Here is an 18,216-nt window from a genome sequence, read left to right as displayed (position 1 = left end):
AAATTAAAAATATAGATAACTTAAATTACATATTGATCAGGCTATTATTATTTTGATTTAAGTCTTTAATTAATTGAATTAATAACTGAACTAGTGTTTCAAAATGACTATTATCTTGACGAAAAGTCTCTAATAAACGAGAAACACTGCTGTTAACCGAATTCTTTTGTGCATCAAGAGCAGTTTGTAAGCTTTGAAATGACTGAGACATCATATCACCACCATCCCAATCAACTGGAGATCCTTTAATACTTGAGTAAATTTCTCTGATTGGTTTGAAATCGGGATAAATAAGTATTTCATTTCCGCTTTTTTTAACAACAAACCCTTGCCCTGATAATTTTTTTTCCCAAAAACTAAACTCTACATCCACATTTGATCTAGCTTGAATTGTATATAAAGGAGGGGTTTTAATACCATATTCACTGGAATCTAAAGTTCTAAGGTACTCCCTCATTATATTTTTATCGTTGGTATTTGCATCCGTTTCATTTTTCTTACCCAGGTCTTGACCCCACATTTCACAATATTCAGTTAATAATTCTGCTTCCGTATATGAAGAGGAAGAGTAAAAACTTTCATAATCAGAATATGAAATCCCTGAATATTTTGACATTGCTGAATCAAAAGCTATCAGAAAATCTTTGGGTTTAAATTTTATTTTCCCATCTTTCCCTGCACTGACATGCTCACTCATTTTACCTAACTGCGTATTCACTTCTTGCATATATTCTGTCGAAGCTTTAACGATTTCACCGTAGGTTTTTTGATAATCCCCGTGGATTTCTCCAATTAAGTCTTGTGTTGCCGCAATATGACTACGACCATCTGCAACAGGTTGGGAAATCCGCTGGTACTTATCAGATGAATGTTTCATCGCCATCATCATGGAGCGATATTGATCTTTGACTTTATCAAGGTTGCCCGAAACCGCACTCTCACGAAATTGAGTTTCAATCACTTCAGAACCCAATTGTGCGGCAAGTTGAAGACCTTGTTGGTAGGCATCTAAAGAAGGGTCTAGTGCTAACCCTTCCCCCATAACAAGGGAAGAGTCCTGAACATCTAGATGCTTGGCCGCTGATCCATTGACTGGTGTCTGCGGGTTTAAATGTCTTTGTGTGATGATTTCCATCGTACTTAACCTCTCACCACGCTTTGGAAGGTACGTAATTGACCTTCACGGATCTCGCGCAGGTGCTCATTCATCTGTTTAACCAAATCCATGCTTTTATCAATTTGCTTATCTTTATCCGCAGAGACGCTACGTGCTACATCCGCAACAGATTGCTGCATCATTTTATTCGCTTCTTCCCCTTTGACATTAACCTGATTCGCTGATGTTGCCATTTGCCCTGCGTTGTCAGATAAGCGCCCACCTTGCTCAGCAATCCCCATCTTCGTGCGAGTTTTGTTCATGATACGCTCATGTTCATCGCGCTCAGACAGACCCAGCTTATTGGTACGTTGCGCGGCTTCTGCGCCACGCTGGTTAGCCAGTGCTTGCTGTGCTGGTGTTGCTTGGTCAACTAATTCCACACTCACACCCTCTTTATTTTTCAGTGTCAGTGAACTGTTTTTTGAAGATGAAGACAGTGAATTTGCATTCAGTTCATTTAAACGATCCGCTGCTGAACCATTTTGGTTAGCTTTAACCAAATTGTTTTTAATCGATTGATTCTGTTGATGGAGAGATTTCGCTTGGAAAGCTGCGCCAGCTGTACTAATTGCCAAGGCAGTAAAGAACCCCGTCAATGCACCTGTGAACATCTCTTTACCTTCTTTGATGGTCGATTCCGCTGCCGCTTCCACCATTTTCGCGTTGAGCATTAAAAATTCGGCACTAATTCTACGATCCGAAATGTTCAGCTCTTTAACCACTTTACGAACCAGCTTAATCAGCTCCATCATGATATCGCTGCTAATAATGCCAACAAATTGCTGAGCTTTTGCACCTTCTAATGATTTGGTGGATTTTTTATCCGACTCAATCACGTCCAAATTTTTCGGTGCCCCATCGAAGAAACTACTGCCAATCATCACTTGAATGGCAAGCGCAATTTGCTTGTAATCGGTTTCATCTAGCTGCTGGTTATTGGCCAATACCTGATTAAGCACTTTGCTTTCCGCTGCAAAAACTTTTTCTACTGCTTGTTGCGTTTGCTCTGGCGTGACGCGAATAAAGCCGTATACATCATTCAATAACGCATTCTTCTCTACTCCACTTAGCTCAGATAATGCCTCTTGTATTTGTGTTGCTGTCATCATTGATGCAGGTACAGATAATGTAGGTCTATCGATGGCACTATCAGAGAAATCACCAGAAATATCATTCAACTGAATATTTTGGCGCGCATTATTTATTGTAGAAGACTGTGTTTTAGGCATAAGTGAAAACCCAATGCCATTTTGTTGGATCTGTGCAGGTAAATTTAATGATTGAGCGATAGTTGTCATATAAAAATTCTCCAAAGTTTAAGCGAAGCGAGCCGTTTTCAGCATATCGACTTTATTGTTATTTGATTGGTGAAGAGTGGTCATCATGCCGCTGAACATTTCCTCAAATTGCTCATGGCTTTTAGACATAGATTTGATTAATGAATTAATGAGCTCAGTCAGCATTTGGATGCTTTCATTATTGAGCATCATGCCTGCGAGCATCTCTTTCATATCACGCATCTGAGCTGCGGCTTCTAGACGTAACCCGCCTGAAGTTGCCGCATTAGCAACAGAAAGACCTGCGCCGGTTCCTTTCATACCCACTTCCAAACGCGCCATATTGACGCTTTGCGTTTTTCCTGAAGAAGAGACTTTTTCTACTGTTTTACCAATATCTTTTACGTCATCGAGCTTATCAGCGGCTTTCGCAAGTTTTGTTGTATCACTCACTTTCACCATTTGCCCACCAAGGGAAACATAGTCCGAAGATTGATCCGTCGCCTTGGCAAAGTTTTGAACATCATCGAATTTATCGGCTAGCTTGGTGAATTTTGTCAGTTTCACCATTTCATCCGTATTATCTGCAACGGCCTGCCCCATTTTGGTACTTTTCGTTGCCATATTGCCCAGTGCATTCGTAAAACTTTTCGGCATCGCTTTCACAGCACTTTTCAATAAAGTCCCCACATTCTTCGCCAACATCTTGGTGACGTTGGTTACTGTATTGGCAATGTTTTTAACGAATGAAGACATAGAAAGTAGTGAGATTGCCAAGAATGCTACTGCGGCCAGAACCATTCCCACGATGCTGCCAATTTTTTTGGCTTCCTCTTCTGGCACACCAAAAGTGATCAGCATATCCGTGACGACACTGGAAATTTCCGTCGCCAACATTTGCATCAAGCTCCCTTGTCCGGTCTCTTCCAAGACAATATCCGCGACAGACATCGCAATACCAATCGCAGCAACTGCCAACGTTAAAGGCGCGGCTGCACCAAACGTAGCAACCGTGGCAATCACAGAAACTGCGAGCATCACATAACTGAAAATCTTACTGGCGCAAGATGCCGCTTTATTGGCGTCTGCCGCTTTACGTTCTGCTTCGGCAGCTTCTTTGGCTTTTTTATCAGAGTCTTTACGAGAGGCTTCATTGATTTTCATCATCACCTCTTCTTGCTCTTTCATGTTGCGAATTGAATCTTCATTCATCGCTTTTTTCAATTGAGCCGTCAGCATGGTTAACAGCGCAATGGTGTTTTCCCATTTTTCACCATCAACATTCGTTTGCAGTGGTGCAGTCTCTATAAATCGATTTAATTTTTGACGATCTTTATCCGCAATTGCCGCTAGCTTTGTGGAATCGCTCAGCAATGAATCTAATGATGAATTTAGCTGGTCAATCTCATTTTTGAGTACGCTGAGCTCGCTATCGAAGGCTGTAATGTTTGAATTTAACGTTTTTTGCTGTTGGGTAACTTGCTCAATTTCACTCGAAAGTTGCGCAATGTTCGCTTCCAACATCACCTCTCGCTGATACACTTCTTCGGTATAAGGTTTCGGGAGTGAATCTAATTGGGCTAATGCTGTTTGGTTTTCGGCTAACTTGGTGCTTAGCTTGGTCAGCTTTTGCTCATTACTTGTGAATAAAGACTCATTTTTCGAGCGCTGGTTAATGAGATCGTTAGATTTAAGATTCAGCGGCTTTAACTGAGCCTTTTTTTCAGCAATTTTGTCATGAGTATCTTTCAGCTGGTCAGTGGAACCAGCAAATGAGTCCAATAACTCCGCACCTTTTTGGCGTAGTGCAGCCGACTCAATATTTAATAACTGCAATCGGTTATTTAACTCACCAATATTGCCTTCATGCAATAACTGGCGGATGGTTGAGAATGTTTCAATCAGTACCGCATTGGCATTGAATCCTTTAGCTTGCTGAGCTTCTGGTGACATTTTCATTGCCGACATTTTAGGCTTTACTAGCTTTGGAAGATGCTCTGAACGCTGACGTTTCATTTGCTCTGAAGACATCAGTTCACCACATGCCTCTTCTAAGGCTAATACCGCTTTTGCGCTCGCCTCACCTAGCCCCAAAGGGTTATTCCCTTGCAAGAAAGTGTGAATATTATTAATTCGATCATTACCTGAAGCGTGACTTACGCCTGGCATGGTGACTTGACTCATGGTGTTTCCTTCTCTAGGTATTAGAGTTCGATGATTCTGATGACTCTGCCTTTTCGATGTTTGCCTTCAAAGCACTCAAATAAGCTTCTGATTTTTTCTGTAAATCTGCATCAAGACTGTTTTCAATTACGCTTTCAAAACAATGAATTGCCGCACTGCTTTTCTTCAGCATCAAGTTGCACTGCCCAGCGTGGAATAATGGTCGGTAATCATTTTTCGCCAAAACAAAGGCGAGTGCGTATAATTCCGTTGCTTTCTCATAACGTTTGGTTAATTGATAAACAGCCGCCAATCCCATGACATAGTCAGTGTTATAAAAATCGTAAATACTTAAAAATCGGAAAAAGGTTTCCGCTTCTTCTAATTTGCCTTGCTGATAAAATTCATAAGCGTAGGCATAAATGCCATCCATCGTGGTTTGTGGAATACCATGAATATCTTTATACGTTGCCCCATCCATAAGTGCCGTGGTAATTCCGTCGAGTAATGCTTCCATTTCGATTTGAGTACTGTCAGTTTGGGTACTGCTTGTTTCAGTGTGGTTCATATAGTCACCTCGTTATTAATACGTGATATATGATGCAAACTGCTCTGTTGCATCATAATTAATCAAATTTCTCATTTCTTATAAAAAACGATTCAATGCGTGAATAATTAATTCATAGCGCCATTAATTTATGATGAAATTAACTTTTCCAATGCTTCATCAACATCTATTCCTAATTTTTCTAATTCCACGCGGATCAGCCAAGTAATTATTTGCATAACATCCTGCAATCCATTTTCATCAATAAAGCTATTTTTTTTATAATTTCGCCATATTTGGCGAGCCAAAATAATATCTCGTACTACAGGTACATTCTGTTGCTCTGCATATTTAATAACGGCTTTCGCTTGTACCCCGCGAGTTTTTAACATTAAGAAAGGCAGTGGTGCGACATTCGAATCATAATAAATTAACATGGCAATATGTGTCGGGTTTGCCATAACGAATGTCGAGTTTTTAATGTTCGACTTCACTTCCTCTGATAATATTTCTTGGTGTAGCCCTTTACGTGCGCTTTTAATATGGGGGTCACCTTCATTATCTTTGTACTCTTTTTTGACTTCCTGCTTTTCCATTTTTAGGTTTTTAATAAATAAGAAAAACTCTGCAATTGCATCCACTAGAACAATAATGAGCGCCACTGCAAGAAAGACAAATACAAATACAATACAAAGACTTATCCACTGCGTGGTCATGCCATTTATCGTGGTGCGATATAACATGAAAATTTCGTGCCGCCACACCACAAAAAAAGTGGCAGCGGAAACACTAAAAACCAATAAGTACAAAATGGCTTTAATCAGCTCTTTAAGCGAATTTAAAGAGAATATTTTTTTAAATCCGGCAATTGGATTTAATTTTGTAAAATCGAGTTTGATTGCCTCGGTCGCTAATCTAAATCGGCTCTGTAATAGCGAAATAATGGTGCCTGATAAAAAACAGGCAATCAAAATAGGCACCACTATGCTCAAAAATATTTTTGAGAATTGCCAAAGTAAATTGTCGATATGAATATCATATGGGTTTAATAATAATTTTTTCATTAACCCACCCAGTTCATATAAACTGGACATTCCGCCAATAACAAATGCACCGGTGACTAATACAATCGCCGCTATGGTATCCTTACTTTTATAGCTTTGTCCTTTTTTGGCAGAGTCTTTTATTTTTTTGTCGGTAGGCTTTTCTGTTTTTTCAGCCATAGCACAGTCTCATAATTCCGTATCAATAATCACTAAGGTGAATAAAAAATAGTTTTTAATGGCGATATCGAAATCATATTGACCAAAATATCTGGAACTTCATTTTGGAAATAAAGTAAAAATACAATAAAAGCAATAATCGACTTAATTGCCAAAGACAATGAAAATGCGTTTAATTGCGGACAAAAACGGGAATATAGCCCAAGTGCTACTTCCGAAATAAATAGCGTCACAATAATCGGCGCCGTTAATATCACCCCATTCACAACTGCCTTATTTATCCATTCCCCTAACGGTAAACTATTGAATGACGTAAACCCATGAGCAAAGGGCAATAATTGGTAGCTTTGTGCAAATACGTTGGCGAGTTGGTACATGCCCCCTTGCGCCAAAAACACCATACACACGATATAACTGATAAATACCGCTAATTCAGAAGCTTCCGTACCACTTGCAGGGTCTACAATACTACTAATGGTTTCTCCTCGCTGGGTATCTATCAACTCGCCGATAACATTGGCAATCATAAATGGCAGTCCTAAAATCAATGCCAGTACAATGCCAATACTGACTTCGTAAATAAAAACCTCACTGAGGCTGATTTCATCCCAATTTATTTCGCGAGCGGTAAGATAAGGCCACATTCCTAACGCCAAATACGCAACGACACAGTTTTTAATGATCCCACCATTGAGTAATTTGTTACTCAAAAAAGGCAGAAAGAACATCACAGGGGCAATGCGCAACCATGCAAACGCGATTTTCACTAGCCCTTGTTGGAAATTAAAATACAAGGACGACGCTAATGAGAGCATCTCCTGGTTCATCCAAATAACCCTATCGCTGGCAGAGCGGTTGTCATGACTTCAATAGCGTAATTCATCACTTTATCCGCCAGCCAACCTGAAATCATAAACAAGGAACCAAATACGGCTAATAGTTTGATACCAAAAGGTAATGTCTGTTCCTGAAGTTGGGTCACAGTTTGTAAAAGCCCCACTAACAGCCCCACGACCGTCGCCACAATTACGGGGATCGCTGACAATATGACGATCAACAACATCGCTTTATTACTGACATAAATGATTGAATCCATTTTCTATTCCCTTACGTCAATGCTGTGCGAGTTCGAAATACTGCATCACCAGCCCTTTCGAAATCAGTGACCATCCATCAATTGCCACAAACAAAATCAATTTCACTGGCACTGAGATAGTCACGGGACTCATCATCATCATACCGAGTGCCAACAGAATGCTTGAGATCACCAAGTCGATAACCACAAACGGTAAATAGATATAGAAACCAATTTCAAACGCGGATTTAATTTCACTCAATGCGTAGGCTGGCAGTAATGAAAATAGTGTTGGTGCCGCTTGCTCTTCTTGTACCTCGGCTTCCGTTTTACCCTGCTGAATAGATTCGAAGAAATTCACTAATTGAGGATCGGAATATTTCACTAAGTAATCTTTATAACGCCCTAGCCCGTTATCAACGAAGTTGTCGATGGACTCCACATTGCTAAAATCCACGCTTTCGTGGCGCATGTAATTGTTCACATCTTGCAGCACAGGCATCATCACAAAAATGGACAGTAATAAGGCAATACCATTAAGTGCCATCGTCGAAGGGACTTGTTGTACGCCCATCGCATTGCGCACCATAATCAGCACAATCGAGATTTTTAGGTAACAAGTTCCCGCTGCAATAATAAAAGGTAGCAGTGTGGAAAAGGCGATAAGGACTAATAAAGGTATTTCATTCGGAACCGTTGGCATGCTTATAACCTTTTATCGCCTAAGCTTACCAATCGCTTAATTTCTAAGCCTAATTCGTCACTATCACCAATATAGGTCAGCTCGCCTTCTGCGATCAGTTGTTTGTTTGCATACACTTTCACTTCACGTTCTTTATTTTCACCAATTGAGTAAACTGCTCCTGGCTGGAGTGAATCCAATTCCTCTACACTGATGTCTGAATGACCCAATACAAAGGTCAGTTTGACCGTGAGGTCGTGCAAATTAAAAGGACGAACAGTTTCATCAACAAACTCCTCTTCCACCGCAGAATCTATCTGTTCGTCATCTGCTGTCATTAACTGTTCAATCATAAAAATGCCTTCTTGTTGTTTTTGAAAATGGGCTAATACACGCCCTGCAACGGTCATATCTAATTGCAATTGCTGAATACGCAGCACGTCGCCAAGCGCGATTGACTGCAAAATTTTGCAACTGATATGGCTATAACCTAAAATCCAGTCGGTTTGCAGCTTAAGCTGCTCAGCTATCCCGTATTGCGCCTTACGCTCGGTTAGCCCTTCAATAGGCTCTGCTAACAGCACAATGCCAAGTTTCTTTTCTTTCACTGTGAACCTTGGTTGCAGGAGCTGTTCATCATCAATAATCTCGACGCTATGACAACGGAATTGCTCGGAGAAAAACGCCTTTCCGGTATTTTCATAAGTAAAAACTTTGCATAAGCTTTTGGTATCTAAAAGATTCCATGCGTAATGAGCCAACTTAGGCCAACGGTGACGGCACCACTCTTCAGCATTCACCAGCACTTGAGTTTTCTGCTTTTTACTGTGCAGGGTGACTTGAAAATAGCGCTCTCCAACTTTGGGGATATGCATGTCTAAGTCCCATTGAAAACGCTGCTGCCACTCTCTCACCTGCTTTTCTCGGTGGCTAATTCGATGAATGTTTAGCATTAGGACTCCTCGTCTTGCTGATGCTGTTGCTGCCGTTGACGCTGTTGACCTTCCTGCTCTTCACGTCGGATTACCATTTTTTGTTCACCTGTCCATAAATGCTGGTTGTCTTGCAAAGCCTGCTGAACCTCATCGCTTTGCGTTGATGCCACCACCTGATCTTTGTTTGTACTCGCTAAAGCAAAAGAGACCGTTGGTGCATTTTGCCATTGGCTAAAGGTGTAACTCAGTGTGCGAGAAGGCACCGTTTTGAAACTTTCAACTTCGGAAGCTGCCATCAATTCAGCGACTTTGTTTACCATTGAAGAGGCTTGCTGTGTGTGTGTTGAAGTTTGAGAAGCCGAGGTTTGAAAAGTAGAAATTTGAGGCGTCACCGCCAGTGGCTTATCTCCCATCTCTGCACGCACTTGCGTTAAAATGTTTTTGGTAATATCTATTTCATCCGGTTGAATGACTTCTGATTTTTCAATATTGAAGCTTTTCATATCAGGAAAATGTTGAGGTGCAGGACGCTCATTTGGCACAGGACGGCCTTCATGGCTTGCAGAGGCATTCGGCTCTTTGACCTCATGTTGAATTTGCATGCCAGGTTCAAAAGAAGCTTGAGCTTCACTCACTAAATTTGATTGACCATCACGCAAAGGTGATTTCAATACAGCGATATCCACAACTTCAGTCTGCTGCGCTAATGGGATGCTCATCCATTGGGTCTGCTTGACACTTGTCGGGTTATCTGACAAAAAGCGAGCCGCTTTTTGTTCCATAGTTTTTGTTTTAACGATCTTCGTGTCAGCCAATTGACCGATTGATACCGCCGCAACATTGGCGTTAAACGTGATCTGAGGAACATCGTCCTTACTCACCGTTTGCCCTAATAAGTCATTAGGTTGTGTACTTAGCGAATGATTCGCTTCGCTATTGTTTTTATCTGAGCCATATCCTGCAGAGAGAAATGCCATTTTCCCGCCAGAGTGCATGTGCTGGATTTGAGTCGGTAAGTTCAACAGAACGGGGACCGCCAACTCTTCTACTGGTTTTTTGGGCTTTTTATTATTATCAGTTACTTGAGTCAGCTTTTTTTGAACAATATCCTGAGCCGCTTTTTTGACTGAATGCTGCTGACTGCCCTGCTTTTGAAAACCCGGTTTTTGCTGGTTATATTTTTGATGATTAAAACCAAGTGATGAACTTTTAGCTTCCATTACGGAATTAAATGTATTGTCACTGGGCAGTGATTTTATTGTCGACATGAACAAACAGCTCCTCGATTTCATTTTGTTGCTGACGCTCTAATTTTAACCACCGCGCCCTACGTTGTTGCTTGAGATATTTTCGGAATTTCTCGCACTTATTACGCAAAATGAACGTCCGTTCAGTCATTTGCTGCTTCAATAAATGGTACTTAGATAATTCAGCGTTGATGTTTTCTATCTGAAATTCACATTGGGCGATTTCTGATAAAACCACGGCTTTTTGCCGTTGACGTTCCCAAAAATCCATTTGGGTTAATTCTTCCGATTTTTCATACACCCCAACTTGTAGAGTTAATATGACGATCCGTTGGTGGATATCTTGGCGCTGTTGCTGCAACTGCAAAATGGCGCTTTTCAGCTTGCTTTGCTCTAACTGCACTCTTTCGAGGCGCTTTTCAGTCAGCGCTAATAATTGATTAATCATCAGGATGCCAAATGGTGTAATTGGGCTAACATCTCCTCAAAGCCCTCGGATTCATCCATGTTTTGTTGTAAGAAATGATTGATATCCTGCTGTTTATCTAAAGCACGGTCATTTTCTTGGCTTTCACCTCGCTGGTATTCCCCCAATTCGAGGTACAGCTTGATCTGCTCTAAGCGAGATAAATTTTCACGAATATCGACAGCAAATTGGCGATGTTCCGGCGTTGTTACCTTCTGAAAAACACGGCTAATACTGTGCAAAATATCAATCGCAGGGTAATGTCCTCGCCCTGCAAGTTTATGACTGAGATAAATGTGCCCATCCAAAATAGAGCGAATTTCATCGCCAATAGGGTCGGCTTCTTCCTCACTTTCTAATAACACGGTGTAAAACGCGGTAATAGAACCCTGTTTTACGCGCCCTGGACGTTCGAGTAATAACGGAAGTTGCTCGAAAACAGAGGCAGGATAACCACGACGTGCAGGAAGCTCTCCTGCCGCAAGAGCCACATCGCGCAACGCCCTCGCATAACGGGTCATCGAATCGACATACAATAAAACCTGTTTTCCTAAATCACGGAAATATTCCGCCATCGCTGTCGCCAATAAAGCGGCATTACAACGCTCAATCGGCGGGCTGTCGGAGGTGGCATACACTAAAATGGTTTTATCCGCATGGGGGGACTGCTTAAGTTCTTCAATAAACTCAATCACTTCTCGCCCGCGCTCACCAATCAATGCCACGATATGAATATCCCCATGAGCGTGATTGATCAGCATGTTCATTAATGACGTTTTACCGCTACCTGCCGCTGCAAAAATACCGATACGCTGACCTAACCCGCACGTCAGCAATCCATCGATAGCGCGAATTCCTGTGACCATCGGTTCATTCACTGGACGGCGTTTATTCACACTCACCGGAGGATTATCAATGCGTTGCAGCTTGGTTTTTAACTGGGTAATTTCGCTGTTTTTCTGACTTAATGCGCCTTCTAGTTCCCCTGCGGCATTAAAAATATTCCCAACAAGGTGCTCCCCCATTTGGAATACAAATGGGTAACCACTTGGACGAATAACCACTTCACGAGTGAAGCCCTGAGCGCGACCAATGAGGCTTAGAACTGTTAGCCCCTCTTTGAAGCCTATCACTTGCGCTTTGGCGATAACTTTTGGCTGTACCAATGACTGCTCAATAAAGCAGATCTCGCCAATAAATACGCCATTCAATGGAGCTTCAATCAGGCATCCATGAATGCGCACAGGATGTGCGCAAACGTCAAAAAGTTTCATCATCAATTACGATAATTGCAGACGCAATTCGTTAACGCGTTCAAAGAATTCTTCAAAAGAATCAGCAAATAATTGCATGTCATCCAATGAAGCCTCCTTTAATACCGCGGACAGCACCAAGTTATTTTCCATAATGTTGAGTGCAGGTTGCCCTGGATAAAAATTACGTGGTACATATTCCAAAATGCTTTTTAATAATGAAGTGTGGGATGCATCGAGTCGGCTGTAATTACATTCCATTAAGCTGCACCAAATAATTAAATCATCGGATGACAAATCAATATTAATCGCAGGTGTATCATTCATTTCGAGTTGAATATTGGAATGGCAATCAAGCCGCGGGTTTACTAAATCACCGCGCCCCATGGCATTTAAAAATTCATTCAATTTCTCGACAAAACGGTATTTCATTTATGTGTTCCTTATATCGTTTTAATAACGTTGACCTTCACCATTTCGGAAACCTCATTAAATGAGAGCACCTCAAGTTCAGGAAAACGACCTTCTAAGATTTTTTTCACAAACCGGCGGATATCCACAGGTACCAGTACATTGACATCCCTAACAGATAAGTAACTGTTTTCTAATGCAAATTCAGCAGCTTGAATAAGCTCATTGCTTTTTTCAGGTTCTAAATGCAAATAAACACCACCGGATGATTGGCGAATGCCTTGGCGAATGGTGTCCTCCAGTTCGGCATTCACCATTAAGACATTCAAACGCCCTTCCACCGAGAAACGGGATGAGATATAACGCGCCATTGAGCTGCGAATGTGCTCTACCAGCATCATGCTGTCTTTCTCTTTGGGCACCCATTGCACTAAGGTTTCAATAATTAGCTTCATATTGCGCACCGAAATTTTTTCCATTAATAAACGTTGAAAAACTTCCGTGACTTTTTGTACGGTGGCGTGGCGATAACATTCTTTCAGCAATTCGGGATACTTTCTTTCAAGATCATCCAGTAAATTTTTAGTTTCTTGGATCCCGAAGAATTCATTGATGTGGCGTAAAAGCAACGTACTGACGCAATCAATCATTTCCGTTACGTCATCGCGCACTAATAGGCCGAGTTGCTCGACGTTTTCGCTGTATTGGTTGTCAAACCAGGTGCTGACTGAACCATATTCATCGGTATATTTAATAAGTTCCATACCAAGGTATTCCAGCTCATCATTCGCCGTAAGTAAGCGCTGACCATGAAAATAGACATCGTATTCACCTGCTTTTACTTCGTTTATTAGCACCACAATTTTGTTTTCTGGCACGATAGGCGAATAGTTAATGGCAATATCGGGGATGCGATATCCATAACGAATAAACACATCTTTTTTCATGCGAGATAGAAAATTATTATCTTCTAGGTGCTGCTTATATTGCTGATTAACCGAGATAATGACGGGTAAGGTTTCTGGAATATACTCATCGTCGAAATCATCATTCGCACGCTGAGTTTCCCCTTCAGTGGCTTCAGTTTGCAGATTTTCCTCACCCAATTGCTGCTCTTTTCGCTGTGCTTTACGCTTTTTAAAATAGCGAGTGGCAAATAACCCCATCAGCAAGGCTGCAAGGAACAAGAAAATGGCCGTTGGAAATCCGGGTAAAAAGCCCATAAATAGCACGATAAATGCGGTGATCAGGATGGTGAAATCATTGTCAAAAAGTTCAGAAACAATGTTTTCACCCAAGTTTTTATCATTGCCACCCACGCGGGTCACAATAAAGCCCGCACTGATAGAGATAAGCAGCGCAGGAATTTGCGCGACCAACCCATCACCGATAGTTAATAACGTGAAGGTGTTTAATGCCGTGGAAAGATCCATACCTTGCTGAGCCGTACCCACGGATATTCCGCCGATTAAGTTGACGAAAATAATTACGATACCAGCAATGGCATCCCCTTTGATAAACTTCATCGCACCGTCAAAAGAACCGAATAATTGGCTCTCTTTTTCCAGTTCGCCACGTTTAATTTTCACGGTCGCTTCATCGATAACCCCAGCGCGTAAATCCGCATCGATGCTCATCTGCTTTCCGGGCATCGCATCCAAGGAGAAGCGAGCTGCCACTTCAGCAATACGTTCTGAACCCTTGGTGATAACAATAAATTGCACGATAGTCACGATGGCGAATACCACCATTCCTACCACTAAGTTGTCCTGAATAACGAACTCACCGAAGGTATCGATAATGTCGCCAGCATCCGCTTCAAGCAGAATAAGTCGGCTGGTACTAATAGAGAGAGCCAATCTAAACAGCGTGCTAATCAGCAGAATAGACGGGAAGGATTGGAAGTTAAGAACTCGCGTAATATAAAACGAGCTCATAAAGATCAGCACCGAAATCATAATGTTCAGTGCAATCAATAAATCGACCAAGACGGTAGGCAACGGAATAATCAGCATCGCAATAACCATCACCATGATGACTAGCACCATCAGCTCAGGACGATTACGGATCTGCAATAAAAATCCGGTTAAGTTTTTCATGAAATCGTGTATTTCCTGTCAAATTAGGGTTGTCGACGTAAGCGCTGTTCTTGCGCCAACAGTTGATCCATCTGTATTTTTAATTGGTCGAGTAATTCATCACGCGCTTCCAATGAGTAAAAAATGGCAACGGGGATAATTGAAAACGCAATAATTAGAAGCTGAACAAAACGGGCGCGTAGATCCGTGGTCATGGCACTTAATTGTTCCTGAATAAAATTCACCAGCTTGTCATTGAAACTTTCTTGGCTACGGATCCCACTGGTAAATAGTTGGCTTAGCACCTTCTCCAATTGGTTCTGCGGCAAGAGGTTTTGTGACAACTGTTTTTGTGACAAACTCGCTTGCTGGCGAAACAGGCCCGATTGGAGAAATTGCTGACTAAATGTGCGGTCTAGTGACTGCAATTCACGCAGACGACCAATTCGTGTGAAGAAGCTGCCAAACTCACTAATATTCAGGTCTCCAAGTGGCAGTGCTTGTAAGTCACACGCCAAGGCTCTTGCGAGATAGCGCATCATGTTTTCGCGTTGAGCCAGCTCCATTTCTTCTACCCACTGTTCGTATAAATAGACCACTGGACCGTCATAACCGATAAATTCACGGTATAAGGTGCGTAAGTTCCCAGCACTTTCACGCAGAGTTTGGGCAAACGCTTTGGCAATTAGCGCGATATTTGCCCCTGCCTGCGCCGTACGGTTGGTGTCTTCCGTTAGCAGTAACCGCTCTAACTCTTGCAAATGATCAATCTGCTCCTGCTTGAGTTTTTTACGGTTGATAAGCGCGGCAAGCACCATCAGCAAATCGCTAGGATCAGAGAAAAACTGCAATAAAAAGGCTCGTAACTGCTGAGGCGTCATCAACTGACGATTGAGTATTCCTTCAATTCTCAGCACTTTTTCGTCTGCATTGTTTTCTAAGATGCGCTCAGCAAAGCGCATCCACTCCTCTTCTTGCCCTTTTTTCGAAGCGCCTCGACGAACATGACTCGCGGCCAGCATCGCCATCGAAGCGTATTCGCTGGAACTGTCAATCACCCCCGCACCACGCGCAGCTTCATCGGAGTCATCACTGCTTTTCGTGGCTGTACGACTCTTATCTTGTGCGTTCAGTAGCGTGCGATTGCTATAGCTCAGCGGGGTTATTGCCATGAATCCCTCATGTATTGCTGGAGAAACTGTACAGTTCCATGCAGTTGGCTATCTTTTTGTGTAATACGGGCTTTCTCGGAAAATTGTCTCCCATCCCACACTTCGTTTTCATCCAATAAACGCGGCTGGATTAAAAAGATGCGCACCATTTTTTGTTGATTGGTCGAACTATGACGGAATAAGCCCCCCACCCAAGGAATATCACCAAGAAGAGGAATTTTGCTTTCATTTTCAATATATTGGTCGCGGGTATAACCACCGATTAATAAACTGCTATCTTTGGCGATACGTGCCACGGTATTAATGCTGGTACGGTTAACCGTCGGAAGCCCTTCAACGCTGGACGTTTTACCGCTGCTATCGCGGTTCTCTGCACCGTCTTCGATATTCACTTCCATTTCAACACTTTGGCCGGCTGAAATGCGTGGCATGACACTGATCATCGTGCCGTAAGTGACAGATTCGAGGGTTGCGGTACGTTCACCTTGTAGCTTGGCGTAGAAACTGGTGTTGTTATCAAACAGCGCAGGAACGTTTTCTTGGGTCAGTAGCACCGGACGCGAGACAATTTGGCTATTACCATTTTTGCTTAGCGCATCAATTTGTACTAAAAACTTGCTACTATCGGGTAAGGTACTTCGATTGAAAGAAACAGAGCCACCGCCCACGTTAAAAGAACCCACTTCCCAATTGACCCCTAAGTTATCTAACTCAGAACGTGTGATATCGATGATCCACAAGGAAAGCTCCACTTGGCGACGGCGGTTATCTAATGTTTTAACCAAATCACGGACGTAACGGATCTGCTCAGGGCTACCTTTCACAATCAGGCTGTTACTGTCAGGATGGGCAACCAAAGAAAAGCTACTATTTGATGCGCCACCACGTTTGACGGTAACTTGGCGATTTTCAGGACGAGGGCCACCAATGGGTGCATCCATCAAGGCATCAATTTCATCCCCATCGGTATTGAGCTTTGCAGGTAAAATTTCGAGGGTTTCTTCGACGCTACTGCCCCCATTTTTAAACAGGGAACTGATCACCGATAACATGCCGGGAACCGTGATCGATTGACCACGTAATGAGTAACTTCGATCGCTTACAGAGGCATGCTTCAGCGGGAGTACCGCAACATTACCACTGGTTTTTTCTTCTTGTTTGCGTTGTTCGCCAAGATACAGTGCGGCACCTTTAATCAACTCAACATAGAGTGGCGGTCCCGACACAAATAACATCGTGTCGCCACCTTGGGAACGAACAGGAAAACGCGCATCATAGATGCCATTACGTTGAATATAGCTGAGAACTTGCTGGCTACTGACTTTATGAGTCGGAATAATCAGACTACGCATTTCACTATTATCATAGACATAGATACCTGCACCATCGTCATACCAGACTAACGCGATACGACGCGTTAAGGCTTTAAACATTTCATCGGCATTCGCGAGGTTAAAATTTCCCGTCACTTTTTTCTGGGATGCCAATTTACTTAAAATAATTGGCTTATTAATTTGTTCTGCTACAGCATCAAACACTTTACCTACCGCGATATTATTCGCGACAAACGTGTCTGCACTTCTTTCTTGTGTTACCGGCTCTGCAATCATCATTTCTGATTGAGCGGTATTGATATTTACACTCAGTAAAAACAGCGAGATAAAAACCGCTATTAATTTTTTACTGTTCATATAACGTTGCTCCAAGGTGCCTTATTTCTGATGGGGTTAATCCCAATTCTTTTTTCAAATCATTCGTGAAGTGAGAGGCCGAGCAGTAACCTGCTTCTAACCCAACATCTAAAATAGAACTTTCACTTTCAATTAATTGCAAAATGGCCGCCCCCATACGTACGCCCATAATTTTGCGTTTAGCGGTTTTATTAAAGTTTTCTCGGTAGAGTTGTCTAAAATAAGAAGCTGAAATGCCGTAACGGGCACACAGTTGATTAATATTGGCGTTTTTGTCTTGCTGAGCGGCTGAAATTAAAAAGCGCATCATTCCATACGCTTCATAGCGTCTTAATACATCACACCAATCATCAAATAACGGCTGCTTTTTAATGATCAAATCAATTACGATATTTTTAATTAAAACAGGTGCGGATATTTCATCGTCAAATAGAATGAATTCACCTAGTTGGTTTTCATCACTCTCTCTGGTAGCTTTTTTTGCAAGAAAGGATTGCCCCATTGCAGTATCAATAATAGCCAGCGTTTCAACGAGTTCTGATAATTCCATTGTATAGATATCCCATAAGGTTTTATCTTCAATCGTTAATTCATCCAGACCGCAAACAAAGATAGCGGGTTCTTGTACTTTAATATTTAAATTTGTATATCGAGATTTATAACAAAGCGTCGCTCTCGCTTTTACTGTGGTTATAGTTTCTATTGAGGTTATAGTTTCTTTTGGTATTGACAAGACCAATACGTCTTGTAAAGAAAAGCAACTATTTCTATTCGCCAATAATTTAGCAATATCTTCATTCGACATTATAAATAGACCTTATCCATTGATTTTTACTT

Annotated in this window: 17 protein-coding genes; all 17 read right to left on the bottom strand. The window is 41.9% G+C overall.

What is annotated here, in order from left to right:
• Positions 1 to 25: 25 nt before the first annotated feature.
• Positions 26 to 1,135, bottom strand: a complete 1,110-nt coding sequence (locus tag ACY3ZI_RS01005) for a hypothetical protein (RefSeq protein WP_487375832.1) — start codon at positions 1,133 to 1,135, stop codon at positions 26 to 28.
• 5 nt (positions 1,136 to 1,140) lie between these two features.
• A complete protein-coding gene (locus ACY3ZI_RS01000) occupies positions 1,141 to 2,457 on the bottom strand; it encodes an IpaC/SipC family type III secretion system effector (protein WP_487375831.1) in 1,317 nt (438 codons plus the stop codon).
• A gap of 18 nt (positions 2,458 to 2,475) precedes the next feature.
• Positions 2,476 to 4,620 (bottom strand): type III secretion system translocon subunit SseC family protein, encoded by a 2,145-nt coding sequence (gene sctE / locus ACY3ZI_RS00995; protein WP_211887086.1) that lies wholly within the window; start codon positions 4,618 to 4,620, stop codon positions 2,476 to 2,478.
• 13 nt (positions 4,621 to 4,633) lie between these two features.
• The gene (gene sicA / locus ACY3ZI_RS00990) at positions 4,634 to 5,167 is read right to left on the bottom strand and encodes a type III secretion system translocator chaperone SicA (RefSeq protein WP_442959110.1); all 534 of its coding nucleotides are present in this window, start codon (positions 5,165 to 5,167) and stop codon (positions 4,634 to 4,636) included.
• Between the two features lie 128 nt (positions 5,168 to 5,295).
• Positions 5,296 to 6,369: an EscU/YscU/HrcU family type III secretion system export apparatus switch protein gene (locus tag ACY3ZI_RS00985; protein ID WP_487375830.1), complete on the bottom strand. Its 1,074-nt coding sequence runs from the start codon at positions 6,367 to 6,369 to the stop codon at positions 5,296 to 5,298.
• 32 nt (positions 6,370 to 6,401) lie between these two features.
• Complete coding sequence (gene sctT / locus ACY3ZI_RS00980) at positions 6,402 to 7,196, bottom strand: type III secretion system export apparatus subunit SctT (RefSeq protein ID WP_487375829.1); 795 nt, start codon at positions 7,194 to 7,196, stop codon at positions 6,402 to 6,404.
• The gene (gene sctS / locus ACY3ZI_RS00975; RefSeq protein ID WP_036949954.1) at positions 7,193 to 7,465 is read right to left on the bottom strand and encodes a type III secretion system export apparatus subunit SctS; all 273 of its coding nucleotides are present in this window, start codon (positions 7,463 to 7,465) and stop codon (positions 7,193 to 7,195) included. Before sctS ends, sctT begins: the two co-directional genes overlap by 4 nt.
• 16 nt (positions 7,466 to 7,481) lie before the next feature.
• Positions 7,482 to 8,147 carry an EscR/YscR/HrcR family type III secretion system export apparatus protein gene (locus ACY3ZI_RS00970; protein WP_036949952.1) on the bottom strand — a complete coding sequence of 222 codons (666 nt, stop codon included), beginning with the start codon at positions 8,145 to 8,147 and terminating at the stop codon, positions 7,482 to 7,484.
• 2 nt (positions 8,148 to 8,149) lie between these two features.
• A complete protein-coding gene (locus ACY3ZI_RS00965) occupies positions 8,150 to 9,079 on the bottom strand; it encodes a FliM/FliN family flagellar motor switch protein (protein WP_211887080.1) in 930 nt (309 codons plus the stop codon).
• Positions 9,079 to 10,329, bottom strand: a complete 1,251-nt coding sequence (locus ACY3ZI_RS00960; protein ID WP_487375828.1) for a SpaN/EivJ family type III secretion system needle length determinant — start codon at positions 10,327 to 10,329, stop codon at positions 9,079 to 9,081. Before ACY3ZI_RS00960 ends, ACY3ZI_RS00965 begins: the two co-directional genes overlap by 1 nt.
• Positions 10,301 to 10,756 (bottom strand): hypothetical protein, encoded by a 456-nt coding sequence (locus tag ACY3ZI_RS00955; RefSeq protein WP_487375827.1) that lies wholly within the window; start codon positions 10,754 to 10,756, stop codon positions 10,301 to 10,303. The genes ACY3ZI_RS00960 and ACY3ZI_RS00955 overlap by 29 nt, the downstream gene beginning before the upstream one ends.
• Entirely contained in the window at positions 10,756 to 12,048 is a 1,293-nt protein-coding gene (gene sctN / locus ACY3ZI_RS00950) for a type III secretion system ATPase SctN (RefSeq protein WP_487377419.1), read from the bottom strand. Before sctN ends, ACY3ZI_RS00955 begins: the two co-directional genes overlap by 1 nt.
• A 6-nt stretch (positions 12,049 to 12,054) precedes the next feature.
• On the bottom strand, positions 12,055 to 12,459 hold the full coding sequence (locus ACY3ZI_RS00945; protein ID WP_211887074.1) for an InvB/SpaK family type III secretion system chaperone: 405 nt from the start codon (positions 12,457 to 12,459) through the stop codon (positions 12,055 to 12,057).
• A gap of 11 nt (positions 12,460 to 12,470) precedes the next feature.
• On the bottom strand, positions 12,471 to 14,537 hold the full coding sequence (locus ACY3ZI_RS00940; protein WP_487375826.1) for an EscV/YscV/HrcV family type III secretion system export apparatus protein: 2,067 nt from the start codon (positions 14,535 to 14,537) through the stop codon (positions 12,471 to 12,473).
• A gap of 23 nt (positions 14,538 to 14,560) precedes the next feature.
• Positions 14,561 to 15,688, bottom strand: a complete 1,128-nt coding sequence (gene sctW, locus ACY3ZI_RS00935) for a type III secretion system gatekeeper subunit SctW (protein WP_211887070.1) — start codon at positions 15,686 to 15,688, stop codon at positions 14,561 to 14,563.
• Positions 15,679 to 17,379, bottom strand: coding sequence for a type III secretion system outer membrane ring subunit SctC (gene sctC, locus ACY3ZI_RS00930; RefSeq protein WP_211887068.1), 1,701 nt, complete (start codon positions 17,377 to 17,379; stop codon positions 15,679 to 15,681). Before sctC ends, sctW begins: the two co-directional genes overlap by 10 nt.
• Positions 17,369 to 18,184, bottom strand: coding sequence for an AraC family transcriptional regulator (locus tag ACY3ZI_RS00925; protein WP_487375825.1), 816 nt, complete (start codon positions 18,182 to 18,184; stop codon positions 17,369 to 17,371). The genes sctC and ACY3ZI_RS00925 overlap by 11 nt, the downstream gene beginning before the upstream one ends.
• Positions 18,185 to 18,216: the final 32 nt, after the last annotated feature.

This window comes from Providencia sp. LY12 (assembly GCF_057621555.1).
Note: the sequence above shows the minus strand (reverse complement) of the source record. Positions and strands in the feature narration are given on the sequence as shown.

What these genes read in the sequence shown, in the direction of transcription:
- ACY3ZI_RS01000 (WP_487375831.1), bottom strand. Translation starts at nt 2,457, where the DNA reads ATGACAACTATCGCTCAATCATTAAATTTACCTGCACAGATCCAACAA.
- sctC (WP_211887068.1), bottom strand. Translation starts at nt 17,379, where the DNA reads ATGAACAGTAAAAAATTAATAGCGGTTTTTATCTCGCTGTTTTTACTG.
- ACY3ZI_RS01005 (WP_487375832.1), bottom strand. Translation starts at nt 1,135, where the DNA reads ATGGAAATCATCACACAAAGACATTTAAACCCGCAGACACCAGTCAAT.
- ACY3ZI_RS00970 (WP_036949952.1), bottom strand. Translation starts at nt 8,147, where the DNA reads ATGCCAACGGTTCCGAATGAAATACCTTTATTAGTCCTTATCGCCTTT.
- ACY3ZI_RS00960 (WP_487375828.1), bottom strand. Translation starts at nt 10,329, where the DNA reads ATGTCGACAATAAAATCACTGCCCAGTGACAATACATTTAATTCCGTA.
- sctW (WP_211887070.1), bottom strand. Translation starts at nt 15,688, where the DNA reads ATGGCAATAACCCCGCTGAGCTATAGCAATCGCACGCTACTGAACGCA.
- ACY3ZI_RS00940 (WP_487375826.1), bottom strand. Translation starts at nt 14,537, where the DNA reads ATGAAAAACTTAACCGGATTTTTATTGCAGATCCGTAATCGTCCTGAG.
- ACY3ZI_RS00985 (WP_487375830.1), bottom strand. Translation starts at nt 6,369, where the DNA reads ATGGCTGAAAAAACAGAAAAGCCTACCGACAAAAAAATAAAAGACTCT.
- ACY3ZI_RS00965 (WP_211887080.1), bottom strand. Translation starts at nt 9,079, where the DNA reads ATGCTAAACATTCATCGAATTAGCCACCGAGAAAAGCAGGTGAGAGAG.
- sctT (WP_487375829.1), bottom strand. Translation starts at nt 7,196, where the DNA reads ATGAACCAGGAGATGCTCTCATTAGCGTCGTCCTTGTATTTTAATTTC.
- sctN (WP_487377419.1), bottom strand. Translation starts at nt 12,048, where the DNA reads ATGAAACTTTTTGACGTTTGCGCACATCCTGTGCGCATTCATGGATGC.
- ACY3ZI_RS00925 (WP_487375825.1), bottom strand. Translation starts at nt 18,184, where the DNA reads ATGTCGAATGAAGATATTGCTAAATTATTGGCGAATAGAAATAGTTGC.
- sctS (WP_036949954.1), bottom strand. Translation starts at nt 7,465, where the DNA reads ATGGATTCAATCATTTATGTCAGTAATAAAGCGATGTTGTTGATCGTC.
- ACY3ZI_RS00945 (WP_211887074.1), bottom strand. Translation starts at nt 12,459, where the DNA reads ATGAAATACCGTTTTGTCGAGAAATTGAATGAATTTTTAAATGCCATG.
- ACY3ZI_RS00955 (WP_487375827.1), bottom strand. Translation starts at nt 10,756, where the DNA reads ATGATTAATCAATTATTAGCGCTGACTGAAAAGCGCCTCGAAAGAGTG.
- sicA (WP_442959110.1), bottom strand. Translation starts at nt 5,167, where the DNA reads ATGAACCACACTGAAACAAGCAGTACCCAAACTGACAGTACTCAAATC.
- sctE (WP_211887086.1), bottom strand. Translation starts at nt 4,620, where the DNA reads ATGAGTCAAGTCACCATGCCAGGCGTAAGTCACGCTTCAGGTAATGAT.